Origin of the sequence: Streptomyces megasporus (assembly GCF_000718985.1) — a bacterium.
Lineage (GTDB): Bacteria > Actinomycetota > Actinomycetes > Streptomycetales > Streptomycetaceae > Streptomyces > Streptomyces megasporus.
The window spans coordinates 38,764-53,517 of record NZ_JODL01000004.1; the positions used below are offsets into that span (position 1 = coordinate 38,764).

A 14,754-nucleotide genomic window follows, 5' to 3' on the forward strand; every position below is an offset into this window, starting at 1 on the left:
CGACGACCGGCGGCGTCAGTGCGGTCGGCCCTCCAGCCAGACGGCGGTGTCCGGCGGCAGCGTGCCCCCGGCCGCGCCGGCGTCGCACTCCCCGCTGAACAGCAGGGGCTCGGCGGACGGCGGCAGGGGCAGCGGGACGTCGGAGAGGTTCACCCGGCACTCCAGGGCGCCCTTGCGGAAGGCCAGTTCGCCGTCCCGCGAGGGCAGCCAGGTGAAACTCTCGTCGCCGGTGAAGGAGCGGCGGACCTTCAGCGCCGCCCGGTACAGCTCCAGGAAGGAGCCCGGCCGGCCGGTCTGGGCCTCGACGGAGTACTCGCCCCAGTCCTCCGGCTGCGGCAGCCAACTCCCGCCCGGACCGAATCCGTACGACGGGCCGGACCGCTCCCAGGGCAGCGGGACGCGACAGCCGTCCCGGCCCTTGCGGGTGCGTCCCGTCCGCTCCCACATCGGGTCGCGCAGGGCCTCGCGCGGCAGGTCGGCCACCTCCGGCAGGCCCAACTCCTCGCCCTGGTAGAGGTACGTGGTGCCGGGCAGCGCCAGGGTCAGCAGTGCGGCGGCGCGGGCGCGGCGGCGGCCGAGTTCCCCGTCGGCGACGGGCTCGCGGCCGTCGGCCATCAGCCAGGCGACCGTGTCGGCGCCCTCCGGCAGGGCGTAGCGGCTCGGGTGGCGCACCACGTCGTGGTTGGACAGCACCCAGGTGGGCAGCGCGCCGACCGAGCGGGCGCCGTCCAGGGAGGCGTCGATGATCCGGCGGAAGGCGCCGGCGTCCCAAGGGCACCGCAGATAGGGGAAGTTGAACGCCTGGTGGAGCTCGTCGGGCCGGGTGTACAGCGGCAGCCTGGCCGCGCTGACGCCCGCCTCGGCGACGGCGATGCGGGGCGGGTCGTACTCGTTCAGGACCGTGCGCCAGGCACGGTGGATCTCGTGCACCTCGTCGCGGTCCCAGAAGGGGTGGTCGTGTCCCTCGGGCGGCGCGTTGAGCGGGGCGGAGTCGCTGCCGTGGGTGTCGCGCAGCGGAGGGGCGAGGTCCTTGCGCATCCCGTGTGCCACGTCGACGCGGAAGCCGTCGACGCCCAACTCCAGCCAGAACCGCAGGATGCTCTCGAACTCGGCCAGGACCTCGGGGTTCTCCCAGTTCAGGTCGGGCTGCTCGGCGGCGAAGATGTGCATGTACCACTGGCCGTCCGGCACCCGGGTCCAGGCCGGGCCACCGAACTTGGACTGCCAGTCCGAGGGCGGCTCGCCGCCGTCCGGGCCCCTGCCGTCCCGGAAGACGAACCGGTCGCGGGCGGGCGAGCCGGGCGGGGAGGCCAGCGCCTCGACGAACCAGGGGTGCGCGCTGGAGCAGTGGTTGGGGACGATGTCGACGATGACCTTGAGCCCGAGGGCGTGGGCGCGGTCGAGGAGTTCGCGGAAGTCGTCCAGGGTGCCGTGGCGCGGGTCGACGTCGCGGTAGTCGCTCACGTCGTATCCGCCGTCGGCCCAGGGCGAGCGGTAGAAGGGGGTCAGCCACACGGCGTCCGCGCCCAGCTCGGCGACGTGGCCGAGGCGGTCGGTGATGCCCCGCAGGTCTCCCATTCCGTCCCCGTCGGCGTCGGCGAAGCTGGGCACGTATATCTGGTAGACGACCGATTCCCGCCACCAGTCGGCGCTGCCTCGGGACGTGTTGTGGGTCACGGCTGCCTCTCGGGGGCCGGGGATACGACAAGCCGCATTATTGGTTCGTCCCGCCGTCCACGGTCAAGAAATGCCCGGGATACGAGCGCGCGACATATGCCATGTCCGACATGCCGGATGCCCATGCCGACCCCCCATGCCGGACGCCCATGCCGACGCTGTCGGCCGGCTCCCCTCCCGACCCTCAGCCGTCCAGATACCGCAGGACGGCCGGCACCCCGCGGCTGTACCCGGTGGTCCCGCTCAGGCCGAGCTCGTCGAAGATCGCGTCGATGTGCTTCTCCACCGCGCCGCGCGAGACGTGGAGCCGTGCGGAGAGGGAGGCGTTGGTGTGCCCCTGCGCCATCTCGTCCAACACCTCCCGTTCCCGGGCGGTGAGCCGGGACAGCGGATCCGTGCGGGTGCTGCGGGCGAGCAGCCGCCTGACCACTTCCGGGTCGAGGGCGACCCGCCCCGACACGCTCCAGGGCGTCCAGGAACTCGTCCACCTCCGCCACCCGGTCCTTGAGCAGGTGGCCGACGGCCTCGCTCTCCCCCGTCGGCAGTTCGGCGGCGCACCGCTTTCGGGCCGCCGGGCGGGCTGTCAACACGGAGGCGGCCGTCGTGCGCGGCCACCCCGAGCACCCCCTGGACGGGCAGGAACAGCAGGAAAAGCCCACCCACGTGGGAGAGGACCACGGCGGGAACGGGCCGCCTTCCGGGCCGGGCGAGGGTCACCAGGAGGACCGCTCCCGCGCAGAGCGCGAAGAGCAGGCCGGCCACGGCGGTGACGGTGCCCGCCAGCGCCCCGACCGCCGCCCGGGACCAGCTCCGTGTCGATGTCCGCACAGGGCGTCACGCCGGTCGACGGACGGGGCCGTGCGGACCGCGGTTTTCCGCAGGTTATTCTTGTGATCCCCTTCCACCAGACCGGCTGGAGTGCCTCAGGGCGCCGCCGGGCACTCCTTCCCCAGCATGGTCCGTATGTTTCGATTCGAAGCCGCCGCACAGCAGCCCGCCGATGGCATAACCGGTTGGGCCACCGGTCTGATGGAGTCCCTGGGGGCTCCCGGCGCGGGCCTCGCCATCGCCCTCGAGAACCTCTTCCCGCCCCTGCCCAGCGAAGTGATCCTGCCGCTGGCCGGCTTCACCGCGAGCCGGGGCGACATGAACCTGTACGCCGCCCTGGTGTGGACCACCATCGGTTCGGTCGTCGGAGCGCTCGCCCTGTACTGGGTGGGCGCGCTCCTGGGCCGGGACCGGACTCTGGCGATCGCGGCGAAGCTGCCGCTGGTGAAGGTCGCGGACATCGAGAAGACGGAGGCGTGGTTCGTCCGGCACGGCACCAAGGCGGTCTTCTTCGGACGGATGATCCCGGTCTTCCGCAGCCTGATCTCGGTGCCCGCCGGCGTCGAGCGCATGCCGGTGCCGACCTTCCTGGCCCTCACCACGCTCGGCAGTCTGCTGTGGAACACCATCTTCGTGCTCGCCGGCTACCTGCTCGGGGAGAACTGGCACACCGTCTCGGACTACGTCTCGATGTACTCCAAGGGCGTGCTGGGCGTCGTCGCCCTGGGAGTCGTGGGCTTCGTCCTCACCCGCCTGCTGAAACCCGGCAACGGCACGCGACGGGCCTCTCGCCGCGACCGGAGGAGATGACGGGGCTCACGGCGCGCCGGGGGTGCGGAGGACGGAAGCGGCGGGTGGCGTGCGCGCCGGCGGTCACGGTCTTCCGGGGGCCGTCCCTCCGTGACCGCCCCTCTCAGGTGCGCCCCTCCCGCTCCTGGGCCTGTTCGAGGGCGGGCCGGGTCTCCATCCAGTCGGCCCGCACCACCGAGAACCCGGCGCTCTCGTAGGCGTCGCAGACCTGGTGGTCGTCGTCGACCACCAGGGCGACGGCGCCGTCCCGGGCCAGGCGCCGCAGCAGTTCCGGCTTGGTGACGCGGGCGGGGCGGCGGTCGCCTCCGCCGCGCATCAGCAGCCGTCCCGTCGGCAGACCGTGTCGGGCGAGCCACCGGAGGGTGTCGTGGCGGCAGCGCTCCGGCCGCCCGGTCACATAGGCCACCTCGTACTTCTCCGCGCTCTCCAGCGCCAGGGCCACGCCCTCGGGCAGCGGCGGGTCCCGGGGCGCGGCGGAGAAGAAGGCGTCCCAGTCCCGGCGGCGTCCCTCGATGTGGTGCAGACGGTGACGGACGTCGGCGAGCGTCCCGTCCAGGTCGAACACCGCCATGGGGCGGGGGTCCATCGGCCACCTCCCGGTGAGGCGTCGGTCGGGCATCGGTCGGGCGTCGGTGGGACGTCGGTCGGGCACGGCCTCCGCCCCGTGGTCGCACCCCGCTCACCACACGCGCCCGCGCGTCCCCGCTCCTCCGGCCCGCCTCTCCGGGGAGCCGTGCACCCACCAGCGCAGCGCTCGCGTGGCCAGTTCGGGCGGCACCTCGTGGCCGCCGCCGAACTCCCGGTAGGTGACGGCGTACCCGGCCCGCTCCAGTTCGGGGACGATGCGCCGACTGCACGTGGTGATCGGCAGGACACGGTCGTCCCTGCCGTGACAGACGAAGATCCGGGGACGCCCGTGGTGGACCATCGGCGCCATGAACCCGGGTGAGAAGGCGAGCACCGTGCCGAACAGGTCGCCGTTGGCCAGCCCCAGCGAGAGCGCGTAGGAGGCGCCGTCGGAGAAGCCCGCCACAGCCACTCCGGCCGGGTGGACCGGGAAGCGCCGGAAGACGTCCCGCAGGGCGGCGTCCAGCCGGGCCACGTCCGGTCCGTATCCGCCGCGGATCACGTCCCAGGTCGAGTCGGAGGCCTGGGGGGCGAGCAGCAGCAGCGCGTCGGAGCCGGCCTGTGGGAGGAGCCACTCCAGCGCCCCCTCCGCCGACCCCCCGGCGCCGTGCAGCGCCACCATCAGCCAGTACGGACCACCGGTCCCGGCCTCCTCCGCGCCCGGCGGCGCACGCAGCAGCGCCTGCCCGTCCAGCCGGTAGGTGCCCGCCTCTCCCGCCGCGGTGACGGCGGAGGACGGGCGGGCGGAGAGCCGGCCGTGCCGCTCGTTCTCCTCGACCACCGGGTGGGGGTGGGCGGTCTCGGGCGCCGGATTCCCTTCCGTCCCGGTCATCGCTCTCCTCCTTCCGGGCTCTTCGGCTCCTTCTCGGCTCCTTCCGCACCGTGGGCACGGGCGCCGGGTACTCCGCCGCCGTCCGGCGGCGGAGTACCCGGGTCGGGGCCGCGCATGCCCCCGCCACTCGGGGGTACGCACCCCGCATGGCCGAGACGAACAGGGACAAAACATCCGAAGGAAACCCCGAGCACGAGCCCGAGAACGAGAAGGCCCGGGAGTTCCGCGAGGCCGAACGGCGGCGCGAGCAGGCCCGCCCGTTCGACTACCCCTACGCGGAACGCCGCGCCAACGTACGGGCCAGGCGCCACATCAGCCGTGCGGAGGCGGACGCCGACATGCCGCCCGGCCTCTCGGGCAGCTACGGCACCACCGGCGGCGGGCAGCCCGCGGGACCGGCCCGCACCCGGCCGGGCAGGTCGGTCGTGGGCGAGGACCCGGCGGGCACCGTCGACGAGGACGACCGGAACGACACGGGGAGCGCGCCGGGCGAGAAGGGCGCTTCCTCCGAGCGGCGGGGCCGGGACACCGACCGTTAGCCGGGAAGGGGCGGACCCCGGACGGGACGGCGGCCCGGCCGGACGGCCGCCCCCACAAGCCGGCGTGCCGCGCCGGGAGCGGTGACGTTCCGCGCGTTTCGCCCAGGATTGCCCGGGCACGAGCGCGGCATGGACTCCCCTCGCCGCCCCGTGATCGACCACACCCCCTCCCTGCTCGCGCAGGGGTACGCCTGGCTGCCCGACCGCATGCGGCGTGCCGCGCGCCCCTTCGTCCGCGCCCGGCTGCTGGGCCGGCACGCGCTGGCCCTGCGCGGCCCGGACGCGGTGCGGTTCGTCTACGACGAGCGCCACGTGCGCCGGCACGGTGCTCTCCCCGAGCCGGTGAAGAGCACCCTGTTCGGGCACGGCGCGGTGCACACCCTCGACGGACAGGCGCACCGGGTGCGCAAGGCGATGTTCCTGTCCCTGCTCACCGATCCCGACCGTGTCGCCGAGTTGACCGATCGCACCGTCGAGGCGTGGGACGAGGCGGTGGAGCGGTGGACGGGGCAACCACGCGTGGTGCTGTTCGACGAGGCCGGCCGGGTGCTCGCCCGAGGCGTCTGCCGGTGGGCCGGGGTGCCGCTCGAGGACGTCGAGGTGGGGCCGGTGGCCCGTGACCTGGTGGCCATGGTCGACGGTTTCGCCGTCCTGGGGCCGCGCCACTGGCGCGCCCGGGCGGCGCGCCGGCGCCGGGAGGCGTGGCTGGCCCGCCTGGTGGAGGGAGTGCGCGACGGTTCGGTGGACGTGCCGGCCGGCTCGGCGGTGGCGGTGGTGGCGTCCCACCGGGACGTCGACGGCGAGGTGTTGGACCCGCGCACGGCCGCGGTCGAGCTCCTCAACATCCTCCGCCCCACCACCGCCGTCTGCTGGTTCGTCGCCTTCGCCGCGCACGCGCTCCACCGGTGGCCCGCGCACCGGACGCGGCTGCGGGAGGACGGGGACGGCGCGTACGCGGAGGCGTTCGTCCACGAGGTCCGCCGCTTCTACCCGTTCGCGCCGTTCATCGGAGGACGGGCGGTCACCGACCTGGTCCGGCAGGGCGAGCCGATCCCCTCCGGCGCGCTCGTCCTCCTCGACCTGTACGGGCAGAACCACGACGCCGAACTGTGGAAGGAGCCGTACTCCTTCGCTCCCGAGCGCTTCCTCGGCCGGACGGTGGGCCGGGACGAACTGGTGCCGCAGGGCGGCGGCGATCGCGCCCTCAACCACCGGTGTCCGGGCGAGGACGTCACCGTGTCGCTGTTGAAGTCCCTCTCCACGCGCCTGGCACGGCTGGAGTACGAGGTGCCCGAGCAGGACCTGTCGATCCCGCTGCGCCGCGTCCCGGCCCGGCCCCGCAGCGGTGTCGTCGTCACCGGGGTGCGGCACCCGTCCGCGGACTGAGCGCCCCGCTCGGCGTCCGTCTCCAAAGGGGTTCTCAGGGGTCGTCGTCCGGTCGGACGTCGAAGCCGCCGCGGCCGTCGAGGCGTACCTGCCGAACCTCGTCGAAGCCGTCCGCGCGGCGGGGCCTGCGCAGTCGCCGCAGCGTGTCGAAGAAACCGACGTCCGGGACCCGTTCCCGGCCTTGTCGGGCGGCGTTGCGCGCCAAGGCGTTGGGCACGTCCGGCGGGAACCAGTACGCCACCACCCGCGCCCCGTGCGCGCGTCCCACCGCGATCAGCGGCGCCCACTCCAGCGGCGAGGGGTTGGTGTTGTCCACGACCACCGACCGCCCCCGCTCCAGCGCCTCCTCGATCAGACGCATCTGCCGGCGCTGCTTGTTCCGGGCGGAGCGGGGGAAGAGGTCCTTGCCGACCACGGTGTGCGTGCCGGCGAACCGGCGGGAGCGGAAGGTGGACTTCCCCGACGCCTGGAGGCCCACCAGCACGGCGAGTTCCGGTCGCGCGTCCGTCGGCGGTGGCCCGGCGTCGGTCGGCGGCCTCATCGTGGGCCCCTCAGCCCTCGGCCTTCTGCTGCGTCAGGCTCCAGGCATACTGCAGCCAGTCGGAGAGGGCCACCGCTCCCAGACACGAGGTGACCAGGCGGGTGGCGCGCGGGGCCGTGGCGTAGCCCGCGGTGAGTCCGCTCGCGATCCACATCGCGATGCAGAAGGGGCAGGCCAGCAGCTCGCCCACCGACCTGTGCAGTCCGTGGCCACGGGGTTCGTCCATGACCTCGGCGCCGCCGATGGACCCGGCGCGCCGGGTGAAGGGGGCGCGCAGGAAGCCGGTGACCTTGTCCTTGGTGATCAGTCGTGAGCCGCGGTAGGTGGCCACTCCCATCAGGAGCAGGTCCAGCGGGGGGATGCGCTCGGGCAGGCGCCGTCCCGACGCCTTCATCCACCAGGCGAACAGTCCGACGCCGCCCGTGTAGACGCCGGCCAGCGTGACCAGGCCGCGCAGCGGGATCTCCTCGCCCTCGGAGTACTCGTTCGCGCCGGTGGCCCGGCCGACGGTCTCGGCGGCCTGGTCCATCGCACCGCTCATCGGTGTTCTCCTCGTCGTGGGGGTCGTCATGGGCACTGTGGAGCCGGTACATCGGGCGCCGGTGGCCTCGGTGGTCGGACGGCACGGGGGCCGACCGCGGGCTCGGGGCCCTCGATGTCGGGGCCCCGACGTCGAGGGCTCGGCGTCAGGGCCTGGGATTCGTGCGCCGCCACCGGGGCCGCGCATCGGGCCCGCGCCGTTCGGCCACCGAGGCGCACCGCGGACAGACACGTTGGACGCGGTCGGCCGCGCCACCCGACTCCGGCAGGATGTCGGGCCACGTCACGTGGGGGAAGCGGCCGAGCCGGGAGCGGCTGAGGGACAGCCCGCACACGGTCTGGTTCATGCCCTGCTCCCACGCGTGCACCTCGCCCGCGGGCAGCCGGACGTTGTCCTCCTCGTCGGTCCACTGGCCGGACGCCGCCACCGAGTAGCGCTTCTGTACTGGCACGGATGATGAGGTTCCCGCTGTGCCGGCGTCCACACCCCGTCCCGCCCCGTTTCACGGGTCGGGACGGGCGGTCGTTCGGCACGCCCGCGCCCCCCCGGATGCGCCCCTCCCGGGTGGGGGATGCCGCCCCCGGTGCGAGGGGCGTCGGTCACCGAGTCATCGGCCGCCGTCCGTCTCGGCGTCCCGCCCCGGTTCCTCCCGCCGGTGGAGCTTGCCGCTCGCGCGGAACTCGTGGATGGCGAGGCCCTTCTCGCCGGCGGTCTGCATCACCTGCTCCCAGGTCAGCGCCCGGCTCCCCCTGGCGAACAACGGTCCGGTCTCCCGGTCCCCCACCAACCGGGTCAGCATCTCCACCGCCCGCTCGCCGAGGACGCCCTCGCCCTCCGGGACCGCCTTGCCGCAGACGCCGGTCACTCGTCCCGCCGCCAGGTCGACATCCCCGATCTCCAGCGAGAGGAGGTCCAGAACCCGCATCTCGCCCTCCCACAGCAGCAGCCACAGCACCCGGTGTGCCATGTCGACGGAGTCGTCGGCGAGGAGTTCTTCGAGTCGTTCGGCGGTGATGCGTTCGTCCGTGAGCGTCATGGCCCGGCAGTATTCCGTTCGAACGCGGCGGAGGGTAGGGGTAGGAACGTTCCTTCGTATGTTCCTTTGTGTGTTCCTTCGTACACGGAAAACCCCGTGCCGCCGTCCACCCCGTCGGGGGCAGGGGACGGCGGCGCGGGGCCCGAGACGTCAACTGCCGTGTCAGCAGCTCAGGTTGTCACCCGGCGTGGTGCCCAGGACCTGGACGAACCGCTGGTAGGTGTTGACCCGGCTCTGCACCTGGGCGGGGTTCCGCCCGCCGCACTCGAGGGAGCCGTTGATGCTGCGGATGGTCTCGCCGAAGCCGTGCCCGTTCACCATCGCGTTGTGCGGGGTCATGGTGCCCGGACCGCTCTGGGTGTTCCAGTACCACAGGGCCGTCTTCCAGGCGACCGAGGCGTCCCGCTCCACCAGGTACGGGTCGCGCAGCAGGTCGATGCCCAGGGCGTCGCCCGCCGCCTTGTAGTTGAAGTTCCAGCTCAACTGGATCGGGCCGCGGCCGTAGTAGGCGGCCTGGCCCGCGGGGCAACCGTACGGCTGGCTGCCGTCGCAGTAGTGGGGGTAGTTGGCGGTGTTCTGCTCCACGATGTGGACCAGGCCGCCGGTCTCGTGGCTGACGTTGGCGAGGAAGGCGGCGGCCTCCCGCTTCTTCACGGTGTCGTTGCCGGTGTTGGCGAAGGCGGGGTAGGCGCTCAGCGCGGCCTTCAGACCCTGGTAGGTGTAGAAGGAGTTCCGGTTCGGGAACATCCGGTTGAACTGCGCCTCGCTGACCACGAAGCCCGAGGGGTCCGGGTTCGTGGGCGGCGGGTTCGTGCCGCCGCCACAGGCGCCCTGGTCCTTCCAGACGCCGGAGTTCCCGGGAGGGGTCTCGTTCTGGGTCCACCACTGGGCGGTCCAGTTGCGGCCGTTGTGGGAGACGGTGTCGCCGCCCCAGTAGACCGCCGAGGAGTTCCAGGGGGTCGCGCACTCGGCCGCGGAAGCGGTGTTCGCGGGTATGACGACGGCCAGGGCGCCCGCGATCGTGGCCGCGGCGACACCCGCTGTGACGCGTAGTCTTCGCACCTGAACATCCCTTCAGATGTGGGGGGTTGGTCGAGACCACTCAAGCGCCTTGGTATGAACCAGTCAAGTTCCGGCCCGAAAGCCTCATTCGACGAGCGGCCACTCGCGGGGGCACGGACAAGCGACGTGACACGCGCTCCCTTTCTCCCTGAAAGGACCGAAGGGAGGACAATACGAGGATTCTCGCCGTCAAGGCTCTCTCGCGGCGCCCCTCTCCCCCACTTCCGTTGACGTCCTCCGATACGCAGGTCACTGGCGTCCCTGACGACTCCCCCGCACCAGGAACAAGGGCCGGGAAGAGCGAATGACGGGATGAGGTGAACGTCATTCACCGATATCGTATGGATTACGACTTCACCCGAATGCCGGTAGTCCGGTCGGGTCCCGCCTTCGTTGTTGTGGACGTGACTTCACCAGATCCGCTCTCCACATCCGCGCCCCGTCGCTCCCGGTGGGGCTGCCGTGAATGACCAAGGCCAGTACTTCGACCCGTACGGCATGCCGGTCGGCACGGACCCCGGCGGGTACCGGAGCGCCGCCCATCCCGAGTTCGACCAGGGGCCCGCCCCTGATCAGCGGGCCCCGGCCTCGCCGGAGGTCGATCTCCTCGACCCCTCCTGGGACTTCGAGGCCGAACTGGCGCAACTGCTCCGGGAGTCCGACCAGTTCCAGTCCCAGCCCCACTCCCAGCCCCAGGCGCAGCACCAGGCGTCCCGGTCCGCGGCGCCCGCCGCCCCGGACGGCGCCGTCGACGAGGCCACCCGGGTGCTGCGCCGCCTCGACGGGAACGGGGAACCGGTGCCGTCGGACGAGGACCTCGAATCGGCGCCGACACGCTCCGCCTCGCGCGCGCAGGCCGACCGTCGGCGGCGTCGCCGCCGTCGGAGCCCCCGCCCCGAGGTGTCGTGGCTGCACGTGTTCAGCTTCTCCGTGGCGGCGCTGACGGCCTGCCTCGTGGCGATGGTCAGCGTGCTCGGGGGAATGGTCTCCTACGACCCCCTGCGCCACCTGGCCGGTCTGAGCGTGCCCGCCGACCTCGCGCGGTGGTGGCCCCTGTTGGTCTACGGGCCCTGGCTGGCCGCCTCGCTGTCGATCCTGCGCGCCACCGTCCTGCGGCGGCGCGTGCGGCACTCCTGGGCCGTGGTGGTCCTCTTCTCGACCGTCGCGGTGGTCCTGTGCGTCGCCCATGCGCCCCGGACCCTGCCCGGTCTGGCGGTCGCCGGGCTCCCCCCGATCACCGCCCTGGCCTGCTTCCACCAGCTCGTGGGGCAGATCACCCTCACCCAGCCCCGGCACGCCCTCCCCCGTCGGCCCGGACAGTCCGTCCCGCCGGCGCGGCAGGGCGGTGTCCTGCCCCGCCGGCGCACCACGCGTCACGGGAACGGAGTCGGAGGCGGACGCGGCTGACGCGGCGCACCGCGCTCGACGCGGCGGGCCCGGCCCGGGCGACCCACGTGGGTCGCCCGGGCCGGGCCCGTCGCATTCGGGGGCCGTCCGTCAGCGGCCCCGATCGATCCGCAGGCTCTCCGGCGGTCCCAGGTAGCTCGGCTCCAGTCCTCCGGTGTCCACGACGATCCTCTGCACGATGACGGTCGGGTCGACCATCCACAGTTTCAGGGTGTGGGTGCCCGGCCTGTCGATCGTGTGCCGGGTGGAGGTCCGGTTGACGTTGTCGGAGGTGTTCCTCGCCCACCGGACGTTCATGTAGGTGTCGTCCGCGCCCGTGGCGGTGGTGACGTTGACCGTCGTCGGCGGCGCGTCGTCGATCGAGACGGCGTACCGCAGGCCCTCCGTCGGCAGGACGTTGTTGCGGGGCGACAGATACACCCAGACCTCGACCTCCCCCGCCGTGGTGAGGGTCATCTCGTACTCCAGGCGCGGGCCGTGACCGCCCGGCGTGCGGCTGGGCGCGGTGACCGGGTAGGGCTCCATCCCGTCCTCCGCCCGCCCGATGTCGGGCAGCCGCTTCCACCGGATTCCGGCGCCGCCGACGGCCCGGGTGTGGTGCGCGGCCTCCATGGAGACGTAGCCGCTCGCCTCGACGAACCCCCGCAGCCTGCGGCGCGGGAGCCTCGGGTTCTCCACGACGGCCGTCACCTCCACGGTCGTGCCGTCCGGCCCGTGGACCGTGATGGGCACCCGGGTGACGCCCTTGGGCGCCCGGTTCCAGTCGATGCGCACCGTGACGCGCACCTCCTTCTTCACCCGGCCCCGGGCACGGTCGATCCGCACCCAGGGTTCGGCCGCGGTGATGCGGTAGTCGAACGGGCGGCTGCCGCGGTTGAAGACGTCGATGTACTGGTCGGGGCGGGTCTGGTAGGGGCTGAACGCGGGGAGCACGGCCTTGCCGTCCGCCTTCGGCCACCACAGGTCGGAGCCGTCGACGGCCACGCCCATCTCGGCCCGGTCGGGGAGTTCGATCCGCCTCACCGCCGGGAAGACCTCGTCGGGCAGGGCGACGTGGTCCGGGGTCTGGGGCTGCTGCCAGGGGGCGTCCGGGCCGTAGCGCTCCACGTCGCCGTAGCCGATCTTCGGTTGGGTCTGGAAGCCCTTCCACTTACCGCCGGCGAGGGTGTTGTTGTAGTAGTCCGACATCGCCTGGTCGTCGGCGAAGCGCGCGTCGGTGATGTCGGCGTGGTCGTTGGTGGCGGCCCGGCCCTGCTCCGCGTAGAGGATGTTGGTGAACTGCGCCTCGCGCAGCTCGTAGAGGTTGGCGGTCGCCTTCACCTGGTAGAGGACGAGTTGGTAGTAGGCGTCCTGGTCGGCGCGCGGCAGCTTGCGTCCGATGGCCTCGGCCCTCTTCGCCAGCTTCCGCCACTCCTCGGTGACCCGCGCCGTCTCCCCGTAGTGGTTGAGGTGGAACGGACTGGCCTGGTCGTCGTAGACGACCGCCGCGTCGTCCCGGGAGAGGTCCTTGTCGGGGTCGAGGGTGATGCGGCGGTTGAGGAGTTCGGGCTTGCGGCGGGCCTGGAGCACTCCGTAGGTGTGCAGGACCTCGGCGATCTCGTCGGCGTGCTCGGGGCCGAAGTTCTGTTCGGCGTACCGTCGCTCCCACTCGTGGAGGCGTTCCAGCGGCCAGCGCTCGGGATCCCAGGCGTAGTCGAGGAAGAACTGCGTGGGCATCTCCTCGGCCTTGAGGTCGCCCACGTTGACCACCCACAGGCGGTCCACGCCGTAGGTGTGGGTGAGGTGGAGCTGTTCCCAGGTGCTGACGAGGTTGACGGTGTCGACCCACTTGTAGTTGCGGCCGACGCCCACGTAGTCGAAGTGGTAGTACATGCCGTAGCCGCCGGCCCGCTTCGGGAGCGACTGGTCGGGCAGCTTGCGCATGTTGCCCCAGTTGTCGTCGCAGAAGACGACGGTGACGTCCTCGGGCGGTCGCAGTCCCTTGTCCCAGTACCGCTGGACCTCCTTGTAGAGGGTCTGGACCTGCGGGATGTCGGTGATGTCGGACTTCCCGGTGACCTCGGCCAGGATGCGGCGCTGGCTGTCGAGGATGGACTCCATCAGGTCGATGCCGTCGCCGTCGGGCAGGCTGACGTCGCCGTTGCCGCGCATGCCCAGGGTGACGACGCCCTCGAAGTCCTCCTCGACCATGCGGCGGATGCCGTCGGCCCAGTACGCCTCGATGGCCTTCCGGTTGCGGCGGAAGCTCCACTCGCCGGTGCCGCCGTACGGGTCGCTGCCCGGTTCGACGATGTTGCCCTCGGCGTCGCGTTTGGCGGGGACGGCGTGGCGGTTCCACTCCTCGATGCCGCGCATCATGGGCGCCTCGTGCGAGGTGCCCATGACGATGCCGTACTCCTTGGCGGTGGCGTGGTTCTCCGGGTCGTCCTCGGCGAAGGCCCGTCCCCACACCGCCGGCCACAGGTAGTTGGCCTTGAGCCGGAGCATGGTCTCGAAGACCTTGGCGTGGAACTCCTTGTTGAACCCGTTGGGGAAGCCGGGGGCGTGGCCGGGGCCGAAGTACTCGGGGGCCCAGGTGCCCAGCGCCGGGTTCTCGTCGTTGATGAAGAAGCCCCGGTACTTGACCGCGGGGGTGCCCTGGGTGTGGCGTCCGGGCAGCACGTACAGCTCGTCGTGGCGGCGCGGCGGCACGTCGTCCCAGAAGTGCCAGGGGGACACGCCCATCTGCCGGGTGGTCTCGTAGATGCCGAAGATGGTGCCGCGCTGGTCGCTGCCGGCGATCACGAAGGCGCGGCGGACACCCGGCAGCGGGTTCTCCACCACCTGTTCGAGGGTGGTCTCCCACTTCCCCGCGATCCCGGACACGTCCAGCTTGCCGCTGGTGATCAGCCGGTCGACGAGCCGGCTCCTCCCCATCGTCCCGACGATCACGACCTCGGAGCGGTTCGACGGCACCTCGCCGCGTTCGACGGCGGGTTCGACGCCGGTGACCCGCTTGATGTCGCCTCCGAGGTCGCCCACCGCCCGGATCACACCGGGGTGGTCGTCGGCGTCGACCACGATCGGCGCCGCCCTGCCGCCCGCCACCAGCGGGAAGGCGCCGGGCCTGCGGGAGTACACGACGTAGGTGTCGGAGCCGGTGTTCCTGCCGCGTCCCCTGTCCGCCGCCTGAGCGGCGGGGGACGCGATGGCGGGCACGGCGGTGGCGGCGGCGGTCAGCGGGATCAGACCCAGGAACGTCCGCCGGCTGGTGTTCTCGGGGACCTGCGAGCCGGTGTGGTGCCTTCTCATGCTCAATCTCCGCGAGGAAGGGACGGGAGAGGGGGGAACGCGCGCCGATCATTTCCGGAATGGTTCCGGAAACCAAATCATCGAGGCATGCTCAGGTCAAGGGTCTGGATCGGGTAACTTGCGGGCACGCCAAAGCAGTTGGGCCGCCTCTCCGCGAGAGACGGCCCAACTGCTCTG

Annotated in this window: 13 protein-coding genes and 1 pseudogene; 4 read left to right on the forward strand and 10 right to left on the reverse strand. The window is 72.3% G+C overall.

Translation table 11 applies throughout. The features are described 5' to 3' along the window. Nucleotides 1–15: 15 nt before the first annotated feature. Nucleotides 16–1,677, reverse strand: coding sequence for a glycoside hydrolase family 13 protein (locus IF47_RS0104940; protein WP_031506925.1), 1,662 nt, complete (start codon nucleotides 1,675–1,677; stop codon nucleotides 16–18). A 184-nt stretch (nucleotides 1,678–1,861) separates the two neighbouring features. Beyond that, nucleotides 1,862–2,240 (reverse strand): annotated as a pseudogene (locus IF47_RS27480) (LuxR C-terminal-related transcriptional regulator); the annotation flags it as partial. Nucleotides 2,241–2,631: 391 nt separating this feature from the next. Here IF47_RS27480 and IF47_RS0104950 point away from each other — a divergent pair. After that, a complete protein-coding gene (locus IF47_RS0104950) occupies nucleotides 2,632–3,315 on the forward strand; it encodes a DedA family protein (protein ID WP_078591596.1) in 684 nt (227 codons plus the stop codon). Nucleotides 3,316–3,418: 103 nt separating this feature from the next. Here IF47_RS0104950 and IF47_RS0104955 read toward each other — a convergent pair whose 3' ends face one another. After that, nucleotides 3,419–3,901 carry a phosphatase domain-containing protein gene (locus IF47_RS0104955; RefSeq protein WP_031506927.1) on the reverse strand — a complete coding sequence of 161 codons (483 nt, stop codon included), beginning with the start codon at nucleotides 3,899–3,901 and terminating at the stop codon, nucleotides 3,419–3,421. A 93-nt stretch (nucleotides 3,902–3,994) separates the two neighbouring features. Next, nucleotides 3,995–4,774 (reverse strand): alpha/beta hydrolase, encoded by a 780-nt coding sequence (locus IF47_RS0104960; RefSeq protein ID WP_106982486.1) that lies wholly within the window; start codon nucleotides 4,772–4,774, stop codon nucleotides 3,995–3,997. Between the two features lie 146 nt (nucleotides 4,775–4,920). On the opposite strand from IF47_RS0104960, the gene IF47_RS27485 reads away from it, so the two are divergent. Both IF47_RS27485 and IF47_RS0104970 read left to right on the forward strand, forming a co-directional pair. Further along, nucleotides 4,921–5,313: a hypothetical protein gene (locus IF47_RS27485; RefSeq protein WP_037731978.1), complete on the forward strand. Its 393-nt coding sequence runs from the start codon at nucleotides 4,921–4,923 to the stop codon at nucleotides 5,311–5,313. A 129-nt stretch (nucleotides 5,314–5,442) separates the two neighbouring features. Next, nucleotides 5,443–6,699 (forward strand): cytochrome P450, encoded by a 1,257-nt coding sequence (locus tag IF47_RS0104970; RefSeq protein WP_031506933.1) that lies wholly within the window; start codon nucleotides 5,443–5,445, stop codon nucleotides 6,697–6,699. 34 nt (nucleotides 6,700–6,733) lie between these two features. Here IF47_RS0104970 and IF47_RS0104975 read toward each other — a convergent pair whose 3' ends face one another. The 5 genes from IF47_RS0104975 to IF47_RS0104995 form a co-directional block, all read right to left on the reverse strand. After that, the gene (locus tag IF47_RS0104975; protein WP_051717019.1) at nucleotides 6,734–7,240 is read right to left on the reverse strand and encodes an ATP-binding protein; all 507 of its coding nucleotides are present in this window, start codon (nucleotides 7,238–7,240) and stop codon (nucleotides 6,734–6,736) included. Between the two features lie 10 nt (nucleotides 7,241–7,250). Then, entirely contained in the window at nucleotides 7,251–7,781 is a 531-nt protein-coding gene (locus IF47_RS0104980) for a DUF1360 domain-containing protein (protein ID WP_245641002.1), read from the reverse strand. 145 nt (nucleotides 7,782–7,926) lie between these two features. After that, nucleotides 7,927–8,232, reverse strand: coding sequence for a hypothetical protein (locus IF47_RS31025; protein ID WP_037731980.1), 306 nt, complete (start codon nucleotides 8,230–8,232; stop codon nucleotides 7,927–7,929). A 156-nt stretch (nucleotides 8,233–8,388) separates the two neighbouring features. Continuing rightward, nucleotides 8,389–8,817 (reverse strand): site-specific integrase, encoded by a 429-nt coding sequence (locus IF47_RS0104990; RefSeq protein WP_031506939.1) that lies wholly within the window; start codon nucleotides 8,815–8,817, stop codon nucleotides 8,389–8,391. A gap of 162 nt (nucleotides 8,818–8,979) precedes the next feature. After that, nucleotides 8,980–9,837 carry a glycoside hydrolase family 19 protein gene (locus IF47_RS0104995; RefSeq protein WP_425423552.1) on the reverse strand — a complete coding sequence of 286 codons (858 nt, stop codon included), beginning with the start codon at nucleotides 9,835–9,837 and terminating at the stop codon, nucleotides 8,980–8,982. 504 nt (nucleotides 9,838–10,341) lie between these two features. Between IF47_RS0104995 and IF47_RS30085 the strand changes: the two genes are divergently transcribed. Then, nucleotides 10,342–11,286: a DUF2637 domain-containing protein gene (locus IF47_RS30085; RefSeq protein ID WP_051717021.1), complete on the forward strand. Its 945-nt coding sequence runs from the start codon at nucleotides 10,342–10,344 to the stop codon at nucleotides 11,284–11,286. A 90-nt stretch (nucleotides 11,287–11,376) separates the two neighbouring features. Here the strand turns inward: IF47_RS30085 and IF47_RS0105005 are convergent, their stop codons facing one another. Further along, complete coding sequence (locus IF47_RS0105005; RefSeq protein WP_031506943.1) at nucleotides 11,377–14,577, reverse strand: glycosyl hydrolase 115 family protein; 3,201 nt, start codon at nucleotides 14,575–14,577, stop codon at nucleotides 11,377–11,379. Nucleotides 14,578–14,754 lie beyond the last annotated feature (177 nt).